This window comes from Leminorella richardii, from assembly GCF_900478135.1.
GTDB classification, from domain to species: Bacteria; Pseudomonadota; Gammaproteobacteria; order Enterobacterales; family Enterobacteriaceae; genus Leminorella; species Leminorella richardii.
The window spans coordinates 2,159,475-2,183,126 of record NZ_LS483470.1; the positions used below are offsets into that span (position 1 = coordinate 2,159,475).

At 49.6% G+C, this 23,652-nt stretch carries 20 protein-coding genes and 1 tRNA gene; 9 read left to right on the forward strand and 12 right to left on the reverse strand.

Features of this window, described 5'->3' with window-relative positions; translation table 11 throughout:
* Positions 1–137: 137 nt before the first annotated feature.
* Positions 138–1,085, forward strand: a complete 948-nt coding sequence (gene prs, locus DQM29_RS09935) for a ribose-phosphate diphosphokinase (protein ID WP_111740548.1) — start codon at positions 138–140, stop codon at positions 1,083–1,085.
* Between the two features lie 165 nt (positions 1,086–1,250).
* Here the strand turns inward: prs and ychH are convergent, their stop codons facing one another.
* On the reverse strand, positions 1,251–1,523 hold the full coding sequence (gene ychH, locus DQM29_RS09940) for a stress-induced protein YchH (RefSeq protein ID WP_111742060.1): 273 nt from the start codon (positions 1,521–1,523) through the stop codon (positions 1,251–1,253).
* 302 nt (positions 1,524–1,825) lie between these two features.
* Here ychH and pth point away from each other — a divergent pair, with 302 nt between their 5' ends.
* Positions 1,826–2,416 carry an aminoacyl-tRNA hydrolase gene (gene pth / locus DQM29_RS09945; RefSeq protein WP_111740549.1) on the forward strand — a complete coding sequence of 197 codons (591 nt, stop codon included), beginning with the start codon at positions 1,826–1,828 and terminating at the stop codon, positions 2,414–2,416.
* 68 nt (positions 2,417–2,484) lie between these two features.
* Here pth and DQM29_RS09950 read toward each other — a convergent pair whose 3' ends face one another.
* Positions 2,485–2,733: a GlsB/YeaQ/YmgE family stress response membrane protein gene (locus DQM29_RS09950; RefSeq protein WP_111740550.1), complete on the reverse strand. Its 249-nt coding sequence runs from the start codon at positions 2,731–2,733 to the stop codon at positions 2,485–2,487.
* Positions 2,734–3,556: 823 nt separating this feature from the next.
* On the opposite strand from DQM29_RS09950, the gene DQM29_RS09955 reads away from it, so the two are divergent.
* Positions 3,557–4,261: a RipA family octameric membrane protein gene (locus DQM29_RS09955; protein ID WP_111740551.1), complete on the forward strand. Its 705-nt coding sequence runs from the start codon at positions 3,557–3,559 to the stop codon at positions 4,259–4,261.
* Positions 4,262–4,511: 250 nt separating this feature from the next.
* Positions 4,512–6,254: an arginine--tRNA ligase gene (argS, locus tag DQM29_RS09960; protein WP_111740552.1), complete on the forward strand. Its 1,743-nt coding sequence runs from the start codon at positions 4,512–4,514 to the stop codon at positions 6,252–6,254.
* 93 nt (positions 6,255–6,347) lie between these two features.
* Here argS and murJ read toward each other — a convergent pair whose 3' ends face one another.
* The 3 genes from murJ to rimJ form a co-directional block, all read right to left on the reverse strand.
* The gene (murJ, locus tag DQM29_RS09965) at positions 6,348–7,883 is read right to left on the reverse strand and encodes a murein biosynthesis integral membrane protein MurJ (RefSeq protein WP_111740553.1); all 1,536 of its coding nucleotides are present in this window, start codon (positions 7,881–7,883) and stop codon (positions 6,348–6,350) included.
* A gap of 202 nt (positions 7,884–8,085) precedes the next feature.
* Positions 8,086–8,748 carry a YceH family protein gene (locus tag DQM29_RS09970; RefSeq protein WP_111740554.1) on the reverse strand — a complete coding sequence of 221 codons (663 nt, stop codon included), beginning with the start codon at positions 8,746–8,748 and terminating at the stop codon, positions 8,086–8,088.
* A 13-nt stretch (positions 8,749–8,761) separates the two neighbouring features.
* Complete coding sequence (rimJ, locus tag DQM29_RS09975) at positions 8,762–9,346, reverse strand: ribosomal protein S5-alanine N-acetyltransferase (RefSeq protein WP_111740555.1); 585 nt, start codon at positions 9,344–9,346, stop codon at positions 8,762–8,764.
* A gap of 134 nt (positions 9,347–9,480) precedes the next feature.
* Here rimJ and mdtH point away from each other — a divergent pair, with 134 nt between their 5' ends.
* Together mdtH and DQM29_RS09985 are read left to right on the forward strand one after the other, a co-directional pair.
* Positions 9,481–10,689 carry a multidrug efflux MFS transporter MdtH gene (gene mdtH / locus DQM29_RS09980; RefSeq protein ID WP_111740556.1) on the forward strand — a complete coding sequence of 403 codons (1,209 nt, stop codon included), beginning with the start codon at positions 9,481–9,483 and terminating at the stop codon, positions 10,687–10,689.
* Between the two features lie 81 nt (positions 10,690–10,770).
* Complete coding sequence (locus tag DQM29_RS09985; RefSeq protein ID WP_111740557.1) at positions 10,771–11,340, forward strand: lipoprotein; 570 nt, start codon at positions 10,771–10,773, stop codon at positions 11,338–11,340.
* A 63-nt stretch (positions 11,341–11,403) separates the two neighbouring features.
* On the opposite strand, the gene rlmG is transcribed toward DQM29_RS09985, so the two are convergent.
* The 4 genes from rlmG to DQM29_RS10005 are packed head-to-tail and all read right to left on the reverse strand — an operon-like array spanning position 11,404 to position 15,583.
* Positions 11,404–12,567 (reverse strand): 23S rRNA (guanine(1835)-N(2))-methyltransferase RlmG, encoded by a 1,164-nt coding sequence (gene rlmG / locus DQM29_RS09990; protein ID WP_111740558.1) that lies wholly within the window; start codon positions 12,565–12,567, stop codon positions 11,404–11,406.
* Positions 12,560–13,117, reverse strand: coding sequence for a TorD/DmsD family molecular chaperone (locus DQM29_RS09995; RefSeq protein ID WP_111740559.1), 558 nt, complete (start codon positions 13,115–13,117; stop codon positions 12,560–12,562). The genes rlmG and DQM29_RS09995 overlap by 8 nt, the downstream gene beginning before the upstream one ends.
* Before the next feature lie 22 nt (positions 13,118–13,139).
* Complete coding sequence (locus tag DQM29_RS10000; RefSeq protein ID WP_111740560.1) at positions 13,140–14,801, reverse strand: DUF4139 domain-containing protein; 1,662 nt, start codon at positions 14,799–14,801, stop codon at positions 13,140–13,142.
* Positions 14,802–14,845: 44 nt separating this feature from the next.
* On the reverse strand, positions 14,846–15,583 hold the full coding sequence (locus DQM29_RS10005) for a phosphatase (protein ID WP_111740561.1): 738 nt from the start codon (positions 15,581–15,583) through the stop codon (positions 14,846–14,848).
* Between the two features lie 280 nt (positions 15,584–15,863).
* Here DQM29_RS10005 and DQM29_RS10010 point away from each other — a divergent pair.
* The 3 genes from DQM29_RS10010 to DQM29_RS18110 all read left to right on the forward strand — a co-directional run bounded on the left by DQM29_RS10010 (position 15,864) and on the right by DQM29_RS18110 (position 17,185).
* Positions 15,864–15,951 (forward strand) — tRNA-Ser (locus DQM29_RS10010).
* 275 nt (positions 15,952–16,226) lie between these two features.
* Positions 16,227–16,934 (forward strand): LysR family transcriptional regulator, encoded by a 708-nt coding sequence (locus tag DQM29_RS10015; protein WP_232054956.1) that lies wholly within the window; start codon positions 16,227–16,229, stop codon positions 16,932–16,934.
* Positions 16,935–16,942: 8 nt separating this feature from the next.
* Positions 16,943–17,185 carry a hypothetical protein gene (locus tag DQM29_RS18110; protein ID WP_145960357.1) on the forward strand — a complete coding sequence of 81 codons (243 nt, stop codon included), beginning with the start codon at positions 16,943–16,945 and terminating at the stop codon, positions 17,183–17,185.
* Between the two features lie 99 nt (positions 17,186–17,284).
* Here the strand turns inward: DQM29_RS18110 and DQM29_RS10020 are convergent, their stop codons facing one another.
* The 3 genes from DQM29_RS10020 to surE all read right to left on the reverse strand — a co-directional run bounded on the left by DQM29_RS10020 (position 17,285) and on the right by surE (position 23,504).
* On the reverse strand, positions 17,285–20,116 hold the full coding sequence (locus DQM29_RS10020) for an autotransporter outer membrane beta-barrel domain-containing protein (protein ID WP_111740563.1): 2,832 nt from the start codon (positions 20,114–20,116) through the stop codon (positions 17,285–17,287).
* A 618-nt stretch (positions 20,117–20,734) separates the two neighbouring features.
* Positions 20,735–22,420, reverse strand: coding sequence for a kdo(2)-lipid A phosphoethanolamine 7''-transferase (eptB, locus tag DQM29_RS10025; RefSeq protein WP_111740564.1), 1,686 nt, complete (start codon positions 22,418–22,420; stop codon positions 20,735–20,737).
* A gap of 310 nt (positions 22,421–22,730) precedes the next feature.
* Complete coding sequence (gene surE / locus DQM29_RS10030; protein ID WP_111740565.1) at positions 22,731–23,504, reverse strand: 5'/3'-nucleotidase SurE; 774 nt, start codon at positions 23,502–23,504, stop codon at positions 22,731–22,733.
* Between the last annotated feature and the right edge of the window lie 148 nt (positions 23,505–23,652).

Here is a 23,652-nt window from a genome sequence, read left to right on the forward strand (position 1 = left end):
GCGCCGCGCTAACGCGGTAAGCAGCGCTATTCTGGAGTCAGCGATGCTTACTGTATTTTGCGGTCTCAAATTTATCGTATGCCGCCCCCTTTCCACATCGGCGGCATCTTTCTGGATGCAAGCCTGAGGTTCTTCTCGTGCCTGACATGAAGCTCTTTGCTGGTAACGCCACGCCGGAACTAGCACAACGTGTAGCCAATCGTCTTTATACTTCTCTGGGTGACGCCGCTGTAGGCCGTTTTAGCGACGGTGAAGTGAGTGTTCAAATTAACGAAAACGTCCGCGGTGGTGATATTTTTATTATCCAATCCACCTGTGCGCCGACAAACGATAACCTGATGGAACTGGTTGTTATGGTCGACGCGCTGCGTCGCGCTTCAGCCGGGCGTATTACCGCAGTTATCCCCTACTTTGGCTATGCCCGTCAGGATCGTCGCGTACGTTCTGCTCGCGTGCCGATTACGGCCAAAGTCGTTGCTGACTTTCTTTCCAGCGTCGGCGTTGACCGCGTATTAACCGTCGATCTTCATGCTGAACAGATCCAGGGATTCTTTGATGTCCCGGTTGATAACGTTTTCGGTAGCCCTATCCTGCTGGAAGACATGCTGCAGCAGAATCTGGAAAGCCCTATTGTTGTGTCTCCAGACATTGGCGGCGTCGTTCGCGCGCGCGCTATCGCCAAACTGCTCAACGATACCGATATGGCTATCATCGACAAGCGTCGCCCTCGCGCTAACGTTTCTCAAGTCATGCATATTATTGGTGACGTAAACGGTCGCGACTGCATTCTGGTTGATGACATGATCGATACCGGTGGAACACTGTGTAAAGCGGCTGAAGCTCTGAAAGAGCGCGGTGCTAAACGCGTGTTTGCTTACGCAACGCACCCAATTTTCTCCGGCAACGCGGTCGACAACATCAAGAACTCCGTTATTGATGAAGTCATCGTTTGTGACACGATCCCTCTGTCGGCAGAAATCAAAGCTATCAACAAAGTTCGCTCTCTGACCCTTTCCGGTATGCTGGCTGAGGCTATTCGCCGCATCAGCAACGAAGAGTCCATTTCTGCGATGTTTGAACACTAAGCTTCACGTTTCAAATCGCCTGAAATGTAAAACCCCGAAAGCCAAGCTTTCGGGGTTTTCTTTTATCTTACGAGAATATCTTACAGGCAAAATTCAGAAGACGTCTCCCTTAAGCAGAAATATTTCCGCCTTCGTCTTACCTCCTGCCGTCACTCTTGCTGGGATCTACAGGTGTTTATGGCGATAGCGACGATTGTCGTAATGTTTAATCCACCAGTAGCGATCGGCAACCTTGTCACGTCCGCTGATACGCGCCCCAACTAGCCAAACAAAGGCACCGATGAAAATACCGGCTATCGGTAAGTTGGCCAAGTCGCCCGGCAGCATAACAACGTCCTTAACGTGAGAAATAATCGTCAGCCCTGCTCCGCAGATCATAAAGACGAGTCCCAGCACCATAAGAATGTTGCCCAGAATAACGAAGGTTTTCCGTTTCATAAGCACCTCCACATATTGCTTGCCAAAGTAATTATTAAGTCGCTTACCTTTGATATGAGTATAGGCAGCGATGCTGGGTAAATGTGTGGTTACGATCACAGGATGGACATTAATCCTTACAGTTTCCTTACACTCCCGACTCAGACACGGCTAATCCCCTCTTTTTTTTACGTTTAGGCTCTTTACACAAGTTTAAATATGCCGTTTTGTGATTTAGCCTATCGAAGGTTAGAATAGTCGCCTGTTTTTTTACTACGGACATCGCCTCTCCTGTCCGAGATCTCTCAATCTGGAAACCGTTCGTGAGCAGCATTAAACTGATTGTCGGTTTAGCGAATCCCGGAGCTGAATACGCACAGACCCGCCATAACGCAGGCGCTTGGTTTGTTGACCTATTGGCCGAACGCTATCATCAACCGCTGAAAGAAGAGCCTAAATTTTTTGGCTACACCTCTCGGCTCAACGTTGACGGTCAGGACATCCGCCTTCTGGTTCCTACCACTTTTATGAACCTCAGCGGCAAGGCCGTCGTTGCTATGGCAGGATTTTTCCGCATATCTCCCGAAGAGATTCTGGTCGCTCACGATGAGCTTGATCTTCCCCCTGGCGTAGCCAAGCTCAAGCTCGGCGGCGGTAACGGTGGTCATAACGGGCTGAAAGACATTGCTAACAAGCTGGGCAATAACCCTAACTTCTATCGATTGCGTATTGGCATCGGCCACCCGGGTGATAAAAATAAAGTCACGGGATTCGTTTTGGGTAAGCCGCCAGCCTCTGAACAAAAGCTGATCGATGACGCCATCGATGAAGCGGTACGCTGTACAGACATTCTTATAAAAGAGGATGTGACCAAGGCGATGAATCGGCTTCATGCGTTTAAAGCAAGTGCCTAACACAGCTCGTTGAAAGATAAAGAAAGAAAGAACCGCCGGTAAGCACCGGCGGTTACCGTAGATGGAAACTACCCCTTAATCTTACGGTATATAAACAGCACCAGCAGCGCGCCCAGAATCGCGATAGCCAGGCTGCCAATATTAAAGCCGTCTACCGTCCCCATACCCAGACGGGAACTGATAAATCCGCCAACCAGCGCGCCTATGACACCGAGAATCGTTGTCATAATGAACCCACCGCCGTCTTTACCCGGCATAATCCACTTGGCTAATATGCCAACGATAAGGCCCAGTACAACCCAAGAGATGATCCCCATATTTCCTCCTAAATACTTCTGTTAACAATGTCATCTTCATTTGAATTCAAGCCACCGGTATGAAGATGATGCGATCAGATCATAGAAGCCAAACCGCTATTACGCTATTTTTCCCAATTCTATGGCTCAAAAGATAAACAGCTTACCGTTAACCTCATGAAAAGATTAACATTGATAATTTTTTGTAAATAACTGAAAGATATTCCCTCCCGTTATAAACCCTTTTATTACCTCAAAATAATTAAAATGTCTTTAAAGATAAGCTATAACGATAAAAGGATATTTATTCAATCGTTGCTTTAAAAAACAATGAGAAACGCTTTTAATGCAAACAATAAATATACATTTTTACCCTCTTTCCCTTTAATACAAAAACACTTCTTCAACTTTACCCTCAACGCTTTTCATTTTTGTAAATGAATCCACAACGGAATCGTGTAAAGCACAAAGGCAAAAAAAGCGCATGGCACCAACATGAAAAAAATTCAAAAAAAATAAATAATATCAATAAATTAAATTAAACAAACGTACAAATAAACACCATGATAATAATCCCATAGCTAACATATAAAAGATGTTACCAAAGCCGTATTGAACGACACAGCTGCTATTATTAACGGCAATGACCGCAAAAATCACATCGTATTAAGCCGATTGTTTTATACACAATCAGCTAACTTAACATACTGACTTTATTGTCACTCGCGGTGAGTCATACTATTAGCGTTATGGCATAATTTGCTACTATTTTTCACTTTTCAGGCATTGTGTATTAAGGCCTATTGCGGTAAGCTGTGGAAAGTAAATCTATAATGGATGATAGATGAATATGCACTCGCACAATGATGAAGTGCATAAATCGAAAGGTGCACATGTGTGCAGTGATTTATGCCACTTAACTAAGATATCATTAAAACACGCTCACAATATGAAAAAGGTTGAAGCCCAATCATATTGGCGTCGTTGTGTGCTTTTTCTTTGCGCAAGTGCCGTTGTCACCCTCTTCTTTGGCATCGTTTTCTTTACTACCCCTACGCTTATTTCCTATGTAATTGAAATGGTTATTTCCATTATGGGGATTACTATCTCTCATGCTTGGTATCGCGTCACAGTGAATAATATTCACTGGCACAAAAGCTGGTATAAACACGTTAGCGGTCTGGAGAAGCAGCTTGCCGACTGTCCGAAAAACTCAGTCAGAATGATAACTGGGTTGCAATCGCCGCAGAGACTGAGTGATGCATTCATTCTCAATCGAACGCTTAACATCGTCTTTTTTCTGTTTTGGTGCACGCTTCCGGTTATTTCACTACTCAAGTTTTTCTATTACTTTGTTTACGTCAACGGTGTCTCGCTTTCCTTGGCCAATACCCTCTTCCTTTGCATTCCATTCCTCGTGATGATCTTTCTCTCTATCGCGCTTAACGTTTTCATGTGCATGTTCTCATCAAAAGACGATGCCGAAATTGATAACAGAGAGCTCGACATTACTCTTCAGTATAAAAACACCCCAAATCAGCAAGGCTAAGTTAAAACTCCTTTTTACCTCCCCCTTTTCTAACAACGGCTAGCAAATGCGATATTCTCAACAGTCGCACGCATGAAAGCTGACTCAGTGACCATTATCGGGTATTATTCTGCGGTTTCTTTTTTATCGTGAAACAGGCGCGTTCATTTCATACTGAATATGCGGCCTCGTTTCCATCGCAGCATACAACGAATAGTCTATTCTCGCTGGTGCAGTGATAAACCATATGACGCTGTTATAAGGTAATTCGGTGAATATACAGGCTCTCTTATCAGACAAAATTACTCAGGCTATGATTGCCGCAGGTGCGCAGGAAGACTGTGAGGCTCAAGTCCGCCAGTCTGCAAAATCCCAATTTGGGGACTATCAGGCCAATGGCATAATGGCTGTCGCAAAGCGACTGGGTCTTCCTCCTCGCCAACTCGCCGAACAGGTTTTATCCCATCTCGATCTTTCCGGCATTGCCAGCAAAGTTGAAATGGCTGGGCCAGGATTTATTAACATTTTCCTAGATACCCAGTGGCTGGAAAAGAATGCAGAAACTGCGCTGCAAAGCGACAGATTAAACGTCACGCTGGCTGAAAAGCAGACCATCGTTGTCGACTATTCTGCTCCTAACGTGGCAAAAGAGATGCACGTTGGTCACCTGCGCTCAACCATTATCGGCGACGCCGTGGTGCGCACGCTGGAGTTTTTAGGCCATAAAGTGATTCGCGCCAACCACGTTGGCGACTGGGGAACCCAGTTCGGTATGCTTATTGCCTATCTGGAAAAGATGGAAAACGAACACGCGGACAACATGTCCCTTTCTGACCTCGAGTCCTTCTACCGTTCCGCCAAGCAGCACTACGATAGCGATCCCGTCTTTGCCGAGCGAGCCCGAGAGTACGTCGTGAAGCTTCAGAGCGGCGATGAATACTGCCGCACCATGTGGCGTAAGCTGGTTGACGTCACCATGCAGCAGAATCTTGAAACCTATCAGCGTCTGAACGTGACGCTGACCGTCGACGACGTGATGGGTGAAAGCATTTACAACGCCATGCTGCCGGGCATCGTTGCTGACCTAAAGGCTAAAGGTCTGGCGGTAGAAAGCGATGGCGCAATCGTGGTTTATCTGGACGAGTTCAAAAATAAAGACGGCGACCCGATGGGCGTTATCATCCAGAAAAACGACGGTGGCTACCTCTACACAACAACAGACATTGCCTGCGCCAAGTATCGTTATGAAACACTGGGCGCCGATCGCGTTCTTTACTACATCGACTCTCGCCAACATCAGCACCTAATGCAGGCCTGGACGATTGTTCGCAAAGCCGGTTATGTACCTGATAGCGTACCTCTTGAGCACCACATGTTCGGTATGATGTTGGGCAAAGACGGTAAGCCGTTTAAAACTCGCTCAGGCGGAACTATTAAGCTATCCGATCTGCTGGATGAAGCCGTTGAAAATGCTGACGGCAAACTGCGGACACTGATCCTTGAAAAGAACCCGGACATGTCAGAAACCGAACTGCAAAACGTCATCGACACCGTCGGTATTGGCGCAGTGAAGTACGCTGACCTGTCCAAGAACCGCACAACGGACTATATCTTTGACTGGGATATCATGCTGGCGCTGGAAGGCAATACGGCTCCCTATATGCAGTACGCCTATACCCGCACCGCCTCTATCTTCAAGCGTGCAGGCATTAGCGAAAGCGCCCTTGCAGGCAGCCTAACCATTGGCGATGACCGCGAGAAGGCGCTGGCGGTTCGACTGCTCCAGCTTGAAGAAACCCTGTACAGCGTCGCCAAAGAAGGTACGCCTCACGTGATGTGTGCCTACCTTTACGACGTCGCGGTACTGTATTCAAGCTTCTATGAAAACTGCCCAATCTTAAACGCCGATAGTGATGCAGTGCGTCAGAGTCGTCTGAAGCTGGCTGCCCTCACCGCCCGCACTCTGAAGCTGGGACTAGATACTTTAGGTATTAAGACGGTTGAGCGCATGTAGTCCGCTGCGTGAATCGTTGCTGTTCTGCAAAAAAGGCGCCTTCTAGGCGCCTTTTACATTCACTTGGTCTCTCTACGTGATATAGCCAGACGGCTAAACGCCTCTGCGGGCAAAGTCGCGAATGCGGAAGCCCATCGCGGCCAGCGAGCCAAAATAGGCAACAACACCAGTAATCACGACCGCTAGCAGCCTTAAAATACGCATCAGCATGTTACCTTCATCCCATGCGGGCATCAGATATACCATCCCCAGCAGCGCCGCTGTCATCACTAAAAGCGCGATAATGAGTTTGATAAAGAAGGTTCGCCATCCCGCCTTCGGCTGGAAGTGGTTGCGTTTACGCAGCTGCCAGTACAGCAATCCGGCATTAATACAGGCCGCAAGGCCGATAGAAAGAGACAGCCCAGCGTGCTTCATCGGCCCAATAAACGCTAGGTTCATTAACTGAGTCGCACACAGAGTAAAGATAGCGATCCTGACTGGTGTCTTGATGTCCTGTCGAGAATAAAAGCCCGGTGCCAACACTTTCACCAAGATAAAGCCCATCAGGCCAACGGAGTAGGCAACCAGTGCCTGTCGCGTCATCATCGAGTCGTGAGCGCTAAACTCCCCGTATTGGAACAGGGATTTAATCAGCGGCTCTGACAGTACGCCCAGTGCCACCGCACAGGGTAAGGCTAAAAGGAAGCAGAGGCGCAGCCCCCAGTCCATCAATCCTGAATAGGCTTCTTTATCACCGCTGGAAAAGCTTTTTGCCAAAGACGGCAGAAGAATCGTTCCCAGCGCCACGCCCAGCACGCCAGACGGCAGCTCCATCAGGCGATCGGCGTAATACATCCATGAAACGGATCCCGATGCCAGAAACGAAGCAAAGATAGTATTGATGATCATCGAAATCTGCCCTACCGACACACCGAAAATCGCCGGTCCCATCTGTCTAAGAACCCGCCACACGCCGCTGTCTTTCAGGTTGACTTTCGGCAACACCAGCATGCCGATTTTTTTAAGATGGGGAAGCTGATAAACCAGCTGCAACACACCACCCACGACGACAGCCCAGGCCAGTGCCACGATCGGCGGGTCAAAGTATGGCGCGCCGAATAGCGCAAAGCCAATCATGCTGATGTTTAACAGCGTCGGCGCAAACGCCGGTACGGAAAAGCGGTTCCAAGTATTAAGAATAGCTCCAGCCAGCGACGCTAGCGAAATGAGCAAAATATAGGGGAACGTAATCTGTAGCAGCTGGATAGTAAGGGCATATTTGTCAGCATCGCGGGTAAAACCGGGAGCCGTCGCCCAAAGCACCCAAGGTGCGGCGAATATGCCAAGCAGCGTCACCAGCGCCAGCACCAGCGTCAGCAGGCCGGACACATAGGCGATAAACGTCCGGGTTGCCTCGTCTCCCTGCTGGGTTTTGTATTCTGCAAGAATCGGCACAAAGGCCTGAGAGAATGCGCCCTCTGCAAAGATCCGACGCAGCAGGTTCGGCAGCTTGAACGCCACAAAGAAGGCGTCGGTCGCCACGCCAGCGCCGAATGCGCGAGCAACGATCGCATCGCGGGCAAACCCCAGCACTCGGGAAACCATCGTCATTGAGCTGACGGCGGCCAGCGATTTTAGTAGGTTCATAATGTTAAAAGGCTTTGTATTTATCGTATTGCATTTATCGTATTGCCCACAGCGGCAATACAGAACTGGGCGTAGTTTACGTTGAGTCGGTGGAATCACCAATCGAAATGCGTATAAAAATGTGTATTCCCGCCGCGCCAAGGCTCTTCAGGGCGCAGCGGGATAGTATAAAACAGCTTAAAAATGTGACATTGTCACCAAGCTAGCCAATAAGATCGTCTAACGTTGTGTTGAGCTTCTCGACCAATGCTTTAAGCTGAGCGACCTCTTCCTCCAAGCATTCAACGCGCTCGGCTAAATCACCACTCGCCTGTGAACCAACAGCTGCGGCGCTGGCTGCTATCGAGCTGTCAACAGAACCACTGAACAGATGAGCGTAGCGAAGCTCTCTCTTCCCTGGCTCACGCGGCATTCTGACAACGAACGGGCCGTCCTCACGCTCGATCAGCCCCTCTAGCGCGTTTTCCACTTCTTCAACGTCATTAAACTCAAATAGCCGATTGGAGCGAGTACGCAGTTCCCCGGGCGTTTGCGGGCCTCTCAACAGCAGCAGACAAACAATTGCCAGCTCAGCCGCCGTCAGCTTCAGGTCACCGAATTCGGTGTTACAAAAGCGGTGAACATATTTAGCAACTCGGCTTCCTGTACCGCTAGAGGGGCGAACCAAATGCTTTTTCTGTAGTGTATCCAGCGTATCCTGTACGTCGCCCTCACTGAGCGACATGACCGGTTCACGGCTGGTTTTCTGGTTGCAGGCCAGCGTGAGGGCATTAAGAGACAGAGGATACTGCTCAGGCGTGGTAACCTCTTTTTCCAGCATGCAGCCAATAACGCGCACTTCTTTTTCATTTAAAACGTATTTCATTACCTGCGGTTCCTTACGCTAAAGGTTTCCAATCTGGATTTATCAACGCCATCATCACGTGATCTCGCCACTCGCCGTTAATGCGCAAATAGTGCTTTGCGTAACCCTCTCGCTCAAAGCCAAGCCTCGTTAGCAGATTGCCGCTGCGGTGATTATGGGGCATATAGTTAGCCATAACGCGGTGCATTCTCTGCTGTTGAAACATGTACCGTAGCGTGGGACGCAGCGCTTCGTACATCATGCCCTGTCCCTGCCACTTTTCCCCTAGGGAGTAGCCTAAAATGCAGGCATAAAAATCCCCTCGGATAACGTTGCTAAAGTTTGCAACGCCTCTAACTTCTTTCTCTTCTTCATCAAGCAGTAAAAAATAGAATGCGCTTCCCTGCTTGTGCAATTCATTAATGACATTCAGGCGAATCTGCCAGCCAGAAGGATAACAGTAGCTTTGGTCTCTGACAGGCTCCCAGGGACGCAAAAAATCCCGGTTCTCAGTGTAGTAATCTGCTAGTCGATAAGCATCGCGATCGCTGGCCAGTCGAACGACTAATCGATCTGTCGTTAAAGAGACTCTGGGTATATTTGAACGATAGCCAAACATTTCCCCCCCAAAAATTAATCTAGCGCATTAAAAGGCAAAGATAGTCTACTAAAATAGTATCTCTATTACGTAAATAAGTTCAGAATAGTCAAAAAAATCCTACTACTACTTATTTTTTCGCTTACGGTGAAAACATGCCTCGGGTATCGCACGTCAGGAATTTGGGTAAATACTTTTTGCTCTTGGATAACCTGCTGGTCGTTCTCGGTTTCTTTGTCGTATTTCCTCTCATATCCATTCGCTTTGTCGACCAATTGGGCTGGGCAGCGCTCTCCGTTGGGCTAGCGCTCGGTCTGCGCCAGTTTCTCCAACAGGGGCTGGGCATTTTCGGCGGTGCGCTAGCTGACCGATTCGGTGCAAAACCATTGATCGTCATGGGGATGCTGATGCGAGCCGCGGGCTTTGCCTCAATGGCTCTGGCAGACGCGCCGTGGATCCTGATGCTATCCTGCATGCTTTCTGCCTTCGGTGGGACACTGTTTGACCCACCTCGCATTGCTCTGGTTATCAAACTCACTCGTCCTCATGAACGAGGCCGCTTTTACTCCCTGCTCATGATGCAGGATAGCGCAGGCGTCGTTATTGGCGCACTGTTGGGAAGCTGGCTGCTTCAATATGACTTTCAGTGGGTATGTTGGTCCGGCGCGGGCTTCTTTATTCTAGCTGCCGCTCTTAACGCTTTCGTGCTGCCCTCTTATCGCGTATCCACCTCGGTGCGCGCCCCCATTATGAACGGCATCAAGGCTGCTGTTCGCGACCGCTTTTTCTGCCGCTATGTGCTGACGCTCACGGGTTACTACGTGCTATCGATTCAGGTCATGCTGATGCTGCCGCTCCTGATCAACGAAATTTCCGGCAAGCCAGAGACCATTCGCTGGATGTACCTGATTCAGGCCATACTATCTCTTACTCTGCTTTATCCCATTGCTCGCTGGAGCGAAAAGCGCTTCAAACTGGAAAGTCGCGTGATGACAGGGCTTCTGCTGATGACGTTTAGCCTGATGCCGCTGGGCTTTGTTAACTCTCTTTCCCTAGCTCTTGGGCTAATTTTCTTCTTCTATCTGGGGCTGATTATCGCCGAGCCTGCCCGTGAAACGCTAAGCGCCTCGCTTTCCGCCCCGCAGGCTCGCGCTAGCTATATGGGATTCAGTAAGCTCGGTCTGGCACTGGGCGGTGCCATTGGCTACACAGGCGGTGGCTGGCTGTATGACATTGGTCACCAGTTTAATCTGCCTCAGATACCCTGGGTGCTATTGGGCGTTACGGGGATCGTTACCGCACTGGCGCTCCATCGGCAGTTTATGCCTCACCAGATGAGGCCCAAAAAAGCCGCAATGTCGTAGCATGATGAAACTATTGCCTACCGACGCGGCGGCTTGTACCCTACGCAAAGAATCTCTCGTTTATTATTATCAAAGGTCAGCATGTTGAAACACATTCCACGCCTCGTTTTTTGCCTGTTCGTCGCTTTTCTGTTTGGCTGTAGCCAAATGTCACAGTATTCCTTAAGCGAGCAGGACATTAATAAGTACCTCAGCAAAAATACCGAGAAGGCTAGCCGCAGCTTTAGCCTAAGCGGTCTGGCTCAGGCCGACCTTTCACTGAACAACTTAAACGCTCAGATTGGTCGTTCAACACCAAACAAGATAACGCTTTCCGGTAATGCCTTGTTCTCCGTCTCTTCTCTACTCGGCAAACAGGATGCCAACCTTCAGTTGACCCTTAATGCCCGCCCTGAGTTTGACCCGGTGAAAAGCGCAGTCTATCTCAAGGATTTAGAACTGGTGGACTACGACCTAAAAACCAGTCAGGGAAAAGTGAAAAACGTCAAAACCTTTATCCCACTGCTCAACAGCGCGCTGCAGATGTACTTTAACGATCAGCCGGTTTATGTGCTGAATCCGGGCAATAGCGCTCTGGAGGCCTCAGCGCAAAAGCTGGCAAAAGGCATTCAGGTAAAAGAAGGTAAACTGGTCTTCGAATTTATCAAGTAGCTTACGCAGTGACCTAAAAAAAACAGGGCGCCAAGGCGCCCTGTTTTACGTTTCGAGAGCAGTTTATTCAGCCCTTCCTGATTTCACTGAACGCAACACAACAAACTTGCTGTTAGACGCCAAAAGCTCACAGTGGCCAAACAGCTTTTTCAGCTTCTGATGATACCCTAAATGGCGATTGCCAATAACCCGCAGCTCACCGCCGCCTTCCAGACATCGGCGCGCGTCGATAAACATCTGCCAGGCAATATCGTCAGTAATCACCTGCTGCTGGTGAAACGGCGGATTACAGATAACCGCGCTCAGGCTCCCATCTACAATCCCCATCAGTGAATGTCCCGCTTCAAAGCAACTGCGCGAGAGCGCCTGAGGCACGTTTTTCTCTACGTTCAACTGGCTAGAAGCCACCGCCATAAAAGACTCATCGCGAAATATCACGCTTGCTTGCGGATTTTGCGCCAGAAGCCTAAGCCCCAGAACGCCATTGCCGCACCCTAGATCGACCATATTTCCCGTTAAGTTTGACGGCAGGAAGTCAGAGAAAAAGCGTGCACCAATATCCAACGAGGAGCGGGAAAATACGCTGGGGTGGTTATAGAGAGTATAGGGAGTCCCTTCCAGCGGCCACGAAGCCAGCTCATTAAGGGGAGCCACGTCAGGCTTCTCTACTCGACAGAAAATCAGCCGAGCCTTTTTCCATGCCAGACTGGTGCGAGTTGGCCCCAGAATGTTCTCAAACAGGCGCAGCGTGGAGGTGTGCACGTCGCGAGCTTTTGCCGCAGCGATAATCTGCGTATCGGGCGTCACAACGTTTCGCAGCGCGTGCAGCTGTGATTCTAGCAGCGCCAGCGTCTTTGGCACTTTGATAAGAACCACCGACGGCGAGGCAGGAAACGGCGTCAGGCAGTCAATCAAAGTGACAGCGTCACCATCAAGACCATTGCGTGCAAGATTGCTTCGCGTTGCATACTGGCTGATAAAAGAGTCACCGCTGCAAACCGGATGATACTCTGCCAGAGCACAGGCTAGCGCGCCAAAGGCGTCATTGATGATAACCAACGGCCCACCGCTCAGGTTTGAACGGTCTAGCTCGTTGAGCAAATACTCGTCTGCTGCCTCCCACGCCCGCAGCGGGCTTTCGCGGCCGGGGTCAGGAAAGCGCTTTAGAGAAAGGAGAGACAGCGTTCGTTCTCCCAGCGATATCTGCGCCTCGTTTTGATCAGTCATTCTGCGCCGTCGACTCCGCCAGCTCATCGCGCATCGCCTGCAGCGCTTCACGGGTCACTATCGCCAAAGTGCGGTAAAACGCCGTTGTTGCATGGGATTCCACTCGGCCTAAAAAGCGCCCGCACCAGGAAAAAAGGTAGTCGTCAAATAGCGCCAGCTGTGCCTGAGTTTCGTCAGCATCAGTCTGATTATCTTCAATCCAGGAAGCAGCCAGCAGCAGTTGACCAAAGCCGTTGGCCGGTGCAGAAGACAAAGGCACACCGCGTTCAGTTAAAAACGCTCTGGTCTCTTCTTCGCCCGGCCCTTCATAACCAGACGCCAGCGGTGAAACGCTGCCGTCTGTACCGAACATGCTGAAATAGTCTTCCGCCAGCGTCTGGCGATTGACATCACTCCCCATGCGCTCTAGCAGCTCGTCCTGCTCCAGCGGCCAGTGCTGCTTTAGCTTACCCTCACTCAAAAGCCCAAACAGCGGATCCAGCACCGCATCGTCCGGAGAGCGGGAAAACAAAGAGCCTAATATTCGACAAACAATTGAAAATTCATTCATGGCGTTCACTCACTCATTCACACTATAGGCCCTGCACACGACCATCTTTTGGATACTTCACCGTATAGGAAAGGCCAAGCGTGCGGGACTCGTTGGGAGCCAAATTCAAAGACCACTGAACCTCGCCCTTCTCTTTATCAAACGTTGCGCCGTCATAGCTGACATTATCGACTACCACGTCGCTGCTGCGGCTCATCGGTACCTGATCGATAACCGTCAGGGCGATGGGTTCGCTGCGCGTATTCTTCATTTCCATTTTATAGGCATAGCGGCGCTGGCTGGCATTGCCGAAGAACTCTGCCTTTTCCGTTGTCTTGACGTCATTGTCGCGGCTCACCAACACTTTTCTATCCCGACCAAGGGAGATATCCAGCGTCTTTTGAATACGCCACGGATCGATAGTTCCCTGACCGACAAAAGCGCCCTCATAAAACACACTGGAGCGCCCCGGCAGCAGATTCAGGCTTTCCCATTCCTTCAGCTGCACCTGTAAGAAAGCCTCCCGCTCTATTTTCGGCACGGCAACATAGCGATAGTCGCCCTGAACATCAAGCTGTTTTATCACAACCGAGTGCCCCTTTCCGTCAGCCGCAATGCGATAAGGTAAAGAGATACTAAACCGCGCGTTCAGCCCGCCGGAGTCGGTCACAACATAGTTTGACATCGACTTTTTGGCAAAAGCCGCACCGCCGGACTTCTCTCTCTCGCTCTCATCCTTCATTTCCATGAGTGGTGCAGGAGGCGCAGCGTCTAATACCTCGGTTCTAACTTCAGCTCGACTACTCACCTTGCCGGAAAAGGATGATGGGCGATACAGATCGATATACCACGGCGACACGGTTGGAGCCTGAGCTCCCCGGCTTGGGTTGCCGGTCGATAGGGTAAGCTTGACGTTGTCCCAGTCAATACCGCTGTTTTGATAGACGCTGGCTTTATAGGTCAGCTGTACCGGCTGAGAAATGCTGTCCACTCTGACATCATAGGTAGGAACCCATCCGGCATCGACAACCGCGTAGGACAGGCTAACGTTACTGGTGATAGCTTTAGGGGTATAAAACTTCACTACTAGCTGATTGACTGCCCGCTCATCTTTTTGCTGTGCGTCCGCTAGTTGCTGATTGAGCTTCGCAATATTCTTCTCAATCTCTTCAGCGCGCTCTTTCAGGGTGATATCAGCCATCAGCGCTTCATTCATCTTGTCACTCACCAGCTGTAGCATCTGGTTGACCTGATCGACAGTCGCCCCTTCCCGTTCCCCGCCCACACTGCGGTTACTTTCCAACACCGCCAGCTGTGCCTGAATAACCTGACGGCGGGCGTTAATCCGGTTTTGCTCACGCAGTTCTGTTTCCAACTGTTTTTTCAGCGTCTCAACCTGAGTAGAAATGCGCTCGTTCAGGTAGTCACGGCGAACGCTAAACGACTTGATAACTGCACCGCCACTAGCCTCTAATTGGAGGCTCTGTTCATTAAGCCCGTTAGCGATATTGGTAAATACTACTTCGCTCTCGCCTGCGGGCAGCGACACACTATTGGCGTTAAACAGCTCCGCTCCACGCAAAAAAACCGTCACGTCGTGCAGGCTCGCTTTTTCCATCGGCGGATTGGCCAGAGCCGATGCAGAAAAGGCTAAAGCCATGGCGCTGCACAGCAGCGAAGAAGAGAAAGGAAAGGCATATTTCATCGTTTTATCCTTAAAATCGTCATGAGATGCCGCGCGTTTGCGCGTTAAAGATTGGCGAATTCCGCAATGTGCGGCTTTCCGTGAGACTCAAGAAAGTCGAGAACCCGGCGAGGCGTCACGTTGAGAATGCGTGCTTCAGGGAAATCGACCTGTTGTAATGCTTCCATTGCCTTTTCAAAGCCGCCCAGCGAATGAGCGAAATGAGAATCCGAACCAAGTGCCACCCAACCGCCCGCATCGCGAACCGCTCTGGCAACCTCAACACAGTTTTTCTCACTGCCTGCGCGAGAATGCAAAAAAGAGGAATTATTGATTTCTAGCGCAACGCGATGTTTAGCGGCAGCTTCAGCAACCGCCTGAACGTCAATTGGGTACTTGGGATTGCCCGGATGGCTTATCATCTGAACTTTACCGCTGGCGATAGTCGCGATCATCGCCTGTGTGTTTTCCGCTTTGCTCATTGGAGCAAGCACCGGCTCGTGAAAGCCTGCAATCACTAAGTCCAGTCCTTTGGCTATTTGCTCATCGCAGTCCGTTTCGCCCTGAATATTTTTAATGTTAGCCTCAATACCGTACAGCAGGCCAACACCGTCAATCACGCGGGGGATCACTGCCATATTCATAAAGTGCCAACGGTGCGGCGCATCCACCATTCCCGGCCCGTGATCGGTGATAGCAAACAGCGTAATGCCTTTTTGTTTGGCTATGGCAAAATAGTCACTGACCGTGCTGTAAGCGTGGGTACTGGCAACAGTATGAGCGTGTAGATCGACCGGATACATAGCTGACTTCCTTTTTTAATACCAAAACACGATGCCTCAGGATAGTTACAGCACTTCCCCCTTCTCCGCTAGGGTTTAGCCCTTTCCTGACGCAGCTGAACAACAGTATACCTTGAGTTATTCGCATTCCGGATAATTACTTTCCCGCGCGCTTTTATCTTGAAGTTGCTGATAGCTTGAGCAAACGGATAAAGAACGCGAATTTATGCTTGACCGAATCAGGTCTTCTCCCTATAGTAGCGCCCCGTTGGCCTTTGTTATAAAGGCAACAGCAAAATACGGTGAGATGTCCGAGTGGCTGAAGGAGCACGCCTGGAAAGTGTGTATACGGCAACGTATCGAGGGTTCGAATCCCTCTCTCACCGCCATATTTTAAGACTCGCTCTATAGCGGGTCTTTTTTATTTCAGCAGACATCCTCTGCATTTTTGCTTCCACTATCCATCTCTATTTCGTCTATAAAAAGCCAGTTTATTTATTTCATTTGATGCAATAACACGCTTTACGCCGCTTTCAAAATTCAAATAACGCGACATTTTTCAACATTATCTGTAGAAATGCGAAGCAGATCGCCAACGCTTATTAAATCACCGATATAATAAGGTGACTTATCATTTCTAACGGTAGCGCCTATCGTGGAAAAAATGAATTTCGATCTGCACCAGCTTCGCGCCTTCGTGACCGTTGTCGAAACCGGGTCTTTTAGCGCAGCGGCTAACAGACTAAACCAGACCCAGTCGGCGGTATCCCAACTGATTCTGAACCTCGAACAGGCGCTAGGGCAAAAGCTTATAGACAGAAGCACGCGGCCGGTAAAGTCGACGCCAGCGGGCGCTGAGTGCTATAAGTTCAGCATAAAGATCCTCTCTCAGTGCCAACAAATGCTCAGTTGGCTACGCCGTTCAGACAGCAAAAGACTAGCTACGCTTAAGATCGGACTGGTTGATTCAGTGGTCGCGACAGTCGGAATTCAGCTACTAAAATGCCTACAGCCTAGAGTAGAACGGGTAACTCAGATCACGGGAACGCCCCCTGAGCTACTGTCCGCCCTGCAAAACGGCTCATTGGATCTGGCTGTGGCGTTAACCTATGATGAGATCCCCGACGGCATAACAAGCTACCCGCTGCTCACTGAACGCTTTTTCTCAGTCATGCCCAGTCAGTGGCCTATGCAGACCATAGAACAGCTTTGCCAAGATCACAGCATGATTGCCTATGCTCAGGGAATGCCAACCGGCAAACTCACCCAGCGCTGGCTTGAACAGCACCAGCTGCGCCCTACCATTCAGTTTGAGCTAACGCGCTCCGATCACGTGCTCTATCTCGTCGCCGCAGGCCACGGCTGGCGCTAACCGCTCCAATGTTTTTAGCCAATGACCTGAGCCTGATGCCGTCCCTCAACTGCTGCCCTATTCCTGCCCCAGGGCTTACCCGTGAGATTGCTATCTTTTGTCGAACTGGAGAGTTTGAAGACATTGTTCCCTCTTTAGCGAACGACGTCAGAAGGCTTTTGGATGCCTCTATCTATCAGCACCTGTCAGAACGCTGGCCGTGGATCAGCGTAGAGAGTGCGGAGAGTGCGGAGAGTGCAGTAACAGAATAGACCTGCCGATCGCCCATAAAAAAACGGCTCCCGATGATAAGGAAGCCGTTTTTTATGTATTACTGCTTGCACGATGTGTTGTGCAAGCAGCTAATCCGCTTAGAAGCTATAGCGAACGCCAAGATGGCCGCCGTAAGGCATTTCTACGTGGCTACCCTCAGCATAGTTAAATTCCGCGTAAGTTGACCACTTGCTGTCCAACTGAGCCGTAAAGCCTACGCCGTATTTACCTACAGTACCGGACATATCGTTAGAGAAACGCTCGGTGCTGTTGATAGTTACGTCGTTATCCTTCTTGAACTCATGACTTACAGCCAGTCGCACATAAGGCTTAATCAGCGCACCATTTTCCAGCAGGAATGACTTGCCAAAGGTCGTACCGACTTCACCCTTCATAGACTCCGCCGAGTCGGCCTTCACCTTCATGCCGCTGCTGAAGCGATATCCGGTTTTTTCACCGCGGAACACGGAGCCCAGCACGTAAGGCTCAATAAAGTAGCTGTCCACTTTAATGTGCTTGCCCGCTTCAAGTGAGAAGCCGATGCCGTTGCTGTTGTCCTTCGCCGTCGTTTTACCGTCGTTAAATCTGGCGCTGTTTTCCGTTCTGAAGTGGTTAGCCTTCAGCACGCCGTCCAGATAGAAGCCGCTGTCGTGCATCCAAGTGGTATACAGACCCAGCGCATAGCTATCTACTTTACCGTCACTGCTGCTCGCATCCAGTTCAGAGTGGGTATATGAGAACATGCCGCCGATCAGCAGGCGAGCGTTGTCCAGCGCAATCGCGTGGTCACCACCCAGCATGACACCGTTCATGTCCTGCTTATAGCCAACGTTGTCGGTAGAAATGCGATAGCGGTTAGTAATGTATTTACCCCATGCGCCATCCTGTGCGCTTTGGTTATCTCGCAGATCGCCCAGACGCGTTCTCAGAGTAGAGAGTTCACCGTCCCAAATAGTCGGCGTCACGTTAGCCATCGCAATGGCGTTTTTACCGCCTTCGGAGATTTCAGGCTTCGGATTTGGGTTAGGCCCTGGATTTGGGTTCGGATCGGGATCTGGATTCGGGTTTGGATTTGGATCCGCAGCCTTCGGAGACAAATACCAGTTATCGCTGTCTGTGCCAGTGCCCTGTACTAGGTAGTACTTATAGGCACCCAGATCGACACTGCCGTTCACCAGCGTAAAGTTGCTGCTGTCGCTGCCGTTGGCGAAAATCAGGTGATGAGGATTAACCCCAGCGCGGCTTCTTAACTCGCTGCCGGAATCCATGACCTTGACGTTAAACGCACCGTCGATACTGTTGCTGACATTCAGGAAGTCGCCCAGTCCGCCGTTGATGTTGGTGTTCATCACGAAAGTACCTGAACCTTTCAGATCCTGAACCTCCAGACGACTGTATACACCAGCGTCTCCTCCGTCCTTACGCCCGAAGACCACGGTGCCGTTGTTAGTCAGCGTTTCAACCGTAGCTTCAGATTCAGCCGTATTTCCATTGTGCTGAACGTACATGAACGCCGTGGGGCTAGTCAGGTTGACTTGTGTAGCATAAGCGCCTTTACCACCCAGATCTCCCGTCCACGAGTGAAGGTCACCGCCTTCCATTGTCAGAGAACCGTCGTTGACGTCCAGCGTACCGGTAGAGTATGCACCGTAGGCGATCGTCGACTCACCGCCGTTTTGAATCGTGGTGTTCGAAATGTGGCCAAGCTCGTTAACCTGCTGCTTGCCGCCATCAACCAGCGTTTTATCCGCATCTGCATAGAATTCGACGCGCTGTACGCCGCCCTGATGAATAACAGAGTCGGTAGCAATCTGCGTTTGACCAAGCACGTTCTCACCAACCCAAACGCCCTGCCCGGTCCATTCACCGTTAGCCCAGCCGCCTTTTTCACCGCTGACGATTTGTAGACCATACACCTGAGTTCCGATCGCTTCGCCGGTTTGAAGACGCTGTACACCACCGGCATACACCGTCGCACCTTTCACCGTTTGGCCATCAACGCGCATGTTAGCGTCAGAGGTCCACACGCCGTTCTCCCACGAGCCGTCAACGCCGCTGATGACCTGAATACCGTAAACCTGAGCACCTTCGGAAACACCGCGAGTGACGAGCTGAGTTGCGCCACTGAGTACGGTGGTATTTTTATCTGCCGTCCAGTCTTTACCTGCACCAGAGTAAACCTGCTGGATAGCGCCGTCATACAGCACAGTATCAATAGCCAAACCGCTGGTCATCTGGTGGCTGCCGCTGCCAATATGGGTATTGGTGGCCGTCCCGCCGTAAATGACGTGCTTACCGCCGTTGATGACTAAAGTATCTTTGGTATTGGATGTGCTGGTTACCGACTGTTCCAGATAGCCGCCGTCAATCAGGTTAGCCTGTGCGTAACCCCGGGTGCCAACAACCATTCTGCCACCGGTGTTAACCACTGTATTATAGGCTTTGGCGTCGTTACCCAGACTGATGCTGCCGAGATTTCCAACCACTGTGTCATAGGCAATAGAGTCTTCCATCATAGAGAGGAAGCCACTGTAAATTTTGTTCGGATCGGTTGGACTAACAATGCCGCCTTTCACCTCGTTGCCAATTGCAACGCTCCCGCTTCTAAACGTCAGCTGTAAAGAATCTACTTTGTTGTTCAGACTATAGGAATTATTTTCAACATAGAGAAACTGTTCAGGGAACCAGGTTCTGGTAAACGTTTCACCATTGATATACTGATTACCAGTAATAATTGACTGATATTTAGCATCCCACTTTCCCTTTGCCGTCGGCCAGCCGTCAGTCGCTGTGCTGAGGATGTTATTTATATCCGGCGTAGCAACTTCGGAAGGAAACGGTTTTGGGGGAACAGGGGCATCTGAGCCGTAAGCTGCAAAAGAGGCTGAAAACAGTGCAGGCAATGCCAACACTAGCTTATTAAGCTTCATATATAAGTCCTTTTTAAAAAGATAAATTCCTATATCAACTTAAATGATAACGATACCTGTTTAACTTCATATCCATGCGCGCTTTGATGAGAGCTTCCAGCTTAGATTGAGTAACGTCCATTAAAGTCTCTATAGGGATGACGCATATAATAAATATGTTGTTTTCATATTTCAATGAAATAAAAAATTATTATAAAATCACAATTTAAAGAGTTGTATTTTTTGTTTTATAATGGAAAATTTCTTTAAAAACAAAATGATATGAAATTTTAATCAATTACTTAATGGGGTGTAAAATATATATCCCCATAGAAAAAATGCAAATAATAAGAAAATGAATATTACCCCATTAAAACCATTTTAAAAAATAATGAAATAAATAATTTTCTTTATAAATCAGCATGATTCGGCTATTTCTTGAAGAAACCCAATCTGTTTTTACCCAACTAAAATATTTATCTATCGTTTAAATAGATATAGCCTATCTTATATTGCTTTTTGTCATATTAACAATAGTGAAAAAGACTAGAACAGGAAGGCTGATAAAGAAAAAGCGGCATTCATTTATGCCGCTTTTTCTCTGACTACGCTCAGTCGTGCTGAGTCACTCGATGCTGGTCAGTCTTTTGTCGAATTTCCTGACAGGCTGCACCAGTTATTTTTCTCGTTAATTCCACCATCTGGAGACGTATAGCCAAGGCAGCCCATAATACTGTCATATAGCTCTACATGACGACGGGTGAGATCTTTATCTGCCTGCGCCTTCAGGCTTTCAAACATTTTTGCTTTCTCTGGCGACTCCAGATAGCTATCTGACATCCACACCAGCAGAGGAACCCTAAACTGCTCCGACGGCGCCATATTGCGCGGAGTGCCGTGCAGATGCTCCAAATCATTAATCGACTCACCGTGGTCGGCGGCGTAAAACACAATCGCTTTCTTGTCTCGCAGCAAATCAAACACGCTGCTGATGAAGTGATCGACATAGCTTACCGAGTTGTCATAAGAGTTAATCAACGACTCTTTATCGCACGGGCTGTCTTTTCCTATGCACTCTGGCTGCCACTGGGCAAAACTGCGCGGGTAGCGCTGAGTATAGTTATAGTGTGAGCCCTTAGTGTGAAGAACAATCAAGTGTTTCCCCTGTGGGTTCTCCCGCAGAGATCGACTCATTTCTTCCACCAGAACCATATCGTCTACGTGCTTGCCGCGGTTGCGAGGTTCAGCCCCAATCTGCTCGCGATAGGCAATGTTGTCCGCCATGGTGTTACTGTAAAACCACAGTTCGCTCTGCATAGCGTACAGCGATGAACTAAAGCCAAGCTGTTTAAGCACTGCAAATATATTTTGCTCTTTTAGCGTTCGCTGAGGATTTTCATCCGCACCGCCCTCTCTGACAAACATACACCGTAGAGACAGCTTGGTCGCCGTATCGCAGGCCTCGCCGCGAAAGGCGATAAGATTCTTTTCTTGCGCCAGCTTCGGCGTCGTGTTGCGTTCGTAGCCTAAAATGCCCATGTGATCCCAACGGGTCGTCTCTCCGATAATAAACACCACATAGGCGTCATCCAGATCGCTTGGCGCTCGATAGGTAAATTCCGTTGCCGGATTCAATAGAGAACGACTGTCGGAAGACTCATCAAACTGCGTCCAGGCAAACAGGCCCAGCGCTGACAGCCAGTTGGAAGGTAAATAAGAATTGGAGACAACACCACCGTAGCTGGGTAAGTCTACACCAGTGGTACGCTCCACTTTCTTTTGTTGAAGGTCTAACAGGCGAATCGGTCCCCAGACCAGCAGGCCAGACAGTAAAACAATAAGCAGGCTCTTCACCCGCAGGCCGCGCGTTTTCAGCTGCCATAAAAGGGTATCTCGACCACGGTTAATCCAAATCGCCCCTAGCGGAAGTGCACTAATTAGAATAACCCAGGCGACAAACTGCCACCCAACAACCTCTTTCGACAGATCGATATCCGTGGTCATGACTGATGCAATAATGCCGTAGCCGATCACCACGTTCAAAAATGTCATATAGTAGCTGGCTCCGGCGGAACACAGCACAATAAAAGAAGTCAGCAGACGCCAGACGCAATTGCCCAGCAGAGACAGCACTCTCAGCAGGAAAAATGTCGCCAGTACTGTAGCTGACAGCTCGACTATGGCTGCCGCCCCTTTCCACACGGTAAAGTCGTAAGAGTAACCAATGAATCGACGGTAAAGTACCGCACCGTTCATAAACAGCCCAATGTAAAGGGCCAACAAAAAACTCAGCTTCTGCTGCGTTATCGATCTTATATATTCCATGCAGGCTGCCTGGGAGAAGAAAAACATTACCGCGAATGTGCATATACCTTACGGCTAGGCGTCAAAGCGAATAAGCGCTCCTAAAGTTTTCTTAAAGAGCCTCTAAGTAGACCGCGAACAGTGAAAAAAGTGTCCTATTAAATCAGGAACCGTTCGCTTTTTTGCAATCCCGCGCTCTGAAAGCAAAAACGGGCAAAATCTGCCCGTACTGACGCGCCGTTATAAAGCATTTTCTACACGCTATCTACAAAAATAATTCTCCCAATAAATAGTTAGTCTATTTATTAACCAGCAAAGTGGCTCATTGCAGTTAGCTGACGACCTCAGACAGCCGGACAAACTCCTGCCACGCGGTTCGTTCATAAGTCAGTGGAGTAAGCGTAATGTATCCCTTTTCAACAGCAACAATTTCACCGTCTTCACGCGTCTCCGGCTCACCCTCTTGAATACGTATCCAGTAATAGGCCTCTCCATGAGGATCGAGGGTCTTTGTCGCGCTGAGTTTTTCAACGTTCCCCCTTCCCTGAGTCGTGACTTTTAAGCCTTTAACCTCTTCAGGCGCAACGGTTGGAAAATTCACACTCAGACAAACTTCGGAGTCCCAGCTAAGCTTCACTAGCTTTTGCAGCGTCTCGAGTAAATAGCGCTCGGTACACGACCAGTTCACAGTACCGTCCGCGCTATCGTTCTGGCTTAAGGCAATGGAAGGGACACCCATTAGCATTCCCGTCATCGCAGCGCCAACCGTGCCCGACAGCAGCGTTTCAAAACCAAGGTTTGACCCAGCATTCACCCCAGACAGCACCAAATCGGGGGGAGCGTCTTTCATGATTTGATTTATCGCTAGCGCTACACAGTCAGCCGGCGTGCCGTAAACGCCATAGCGACGTTCACCGCGAGAAACAGCGCGCAGCGGCTCCCTCAGGCTAATGGCGTTTGACACACCGCTTTTATCCAGCGCAGGGGCAACAATCCACACTTCCTCGGCAATCAGACTCGCTGCCCGTTCAAGCAGCGCCATTCCCGGCGCGTCAATACCATCGTCGTTAGTTAACAGGACGCGGCGTAGGCTTTTTTCCACCATTGTTCTTCTCCTTAGGGACGATCGCTTTATCAATGAAATCGTTTCAGCCTACCCAAAAATTCACTGAGGGAAAAGCCAAAACCCCCCTCAACAGAGTCGTCATGGAGATTAACGCGGCATAACGTGTATAATAGCGCATCGTTTTAGG

Coding starts and splice junctions, on each gene's coding strand:
- ychH (WP_111742060.1), bottom strand. CDS start 1,523: ATGAAACGGAAAACCTTCGTTATTCTGGGCAACATTCTTATGGTGCTG.
- DQM29_RS09950 (WP_111740550.1), bottom strand. CDS start 2,733: ATGGGGATCATCTCTTGGGTTGTACTGGGCCTTATCGTTGGCATATTA.
- DQM29_RS09955 (WP_111740551.1), top strand. CDS start 3,557: ATGAATATGCACTCGCACAATGATGAAGTGCATAAATCGAAAGGTGCA.
- murJ (WP_111740553.1), bottom strand. CDS start 7,883: ATGAACCTACTAAAATCGCTGGCCGCCGTCAGCTCAATGACGATGGTT.
- DQM29_RS09970 (WP_111740554.1), bottom strand. CDS start 8,748: ATGAAATACGTTTTAAATGAAAAAGAAGTGCGCGTTATTGGCTGCATG.
- rimJ (WP_111740555.1), bottom strand. CDS start 9,346: ATGTTTGGCTATCGTTCAAATATACCCAGAGTCTCTTTAACGACAGAT.
- mdtH (WP_111740556.1), top strand. CDS start 9,481: ATGCCTCGGGTATCGCACGTCAGGAATTTGGGTAAATACTTTTTGCTC.
- DQM29_RS09985 (WP_111740557.1), top strand. CDS start 10,771: ATGTTGAAACACATTCCACGCCTCGTTTTTTGCCTGTTCGTCGCTTTT.
- rlmG (WP_111740558.1), bottom strand. CDS start 12,567: ATGACTGATCAAAACGAGGCGCAGATATCGCTGGGAGAACGAACGCTG.
- DQM29_RS09995 (WP_111740559.1), bottom strand. CDS start 13,117: ATGAATGAATTTTCAATTGTTTGTCGAATATTAGGCTCTTTGTTTTCC.
- DQM29_RS10000 (WP_111740560.1), bottom strand. CDS start 14,801: ATGAAATATGCCTTTCCTTTCTCTTCTTCGCTGCTGTGCAGCGCCATG.
- DQM29_RS10005 (WP_111740561.1), bottom strand. CDS start 15,583: ATGTATCCGGTCGATCTACACGCTCATACTGTTGCCAGTACCCACGCT.
- DQM29_RS10015 (WP_232054956.1), top strand. CDS start 16,227: ATGAATTTCGATCTGCACCAGCTTCGCGCCTTCGTGACCGTTGTCGAA.
- DQM29_RS18110 (WP_145960357.1), top strand. CDS start 16,943: ATGTTTTTAGCCAATGACCTGAGCCTGATGCCGTCCCTCAACTGCTGC.
- DQM29_RS10020 (WP_111740563.1), bottom strand. CDS start 20,116: ATGAAGCTTAATAAGCTAGTGTTGGCATTGCCTGCACTGTTTTCAGCC.
- eptB (WP_111740564.1), bottom strand. CDS start 22,420: ATGGAATATATAAGATCGATAACGCAGCAGAAGCTGAGTTTTTTGTTG.
- surE (WP_111740565.1), bottom strand. CDS start 23,504: ATGGTGGAAAAAAGCCTACGCCGCGTCCTGTTAACTAACGACGATGGT.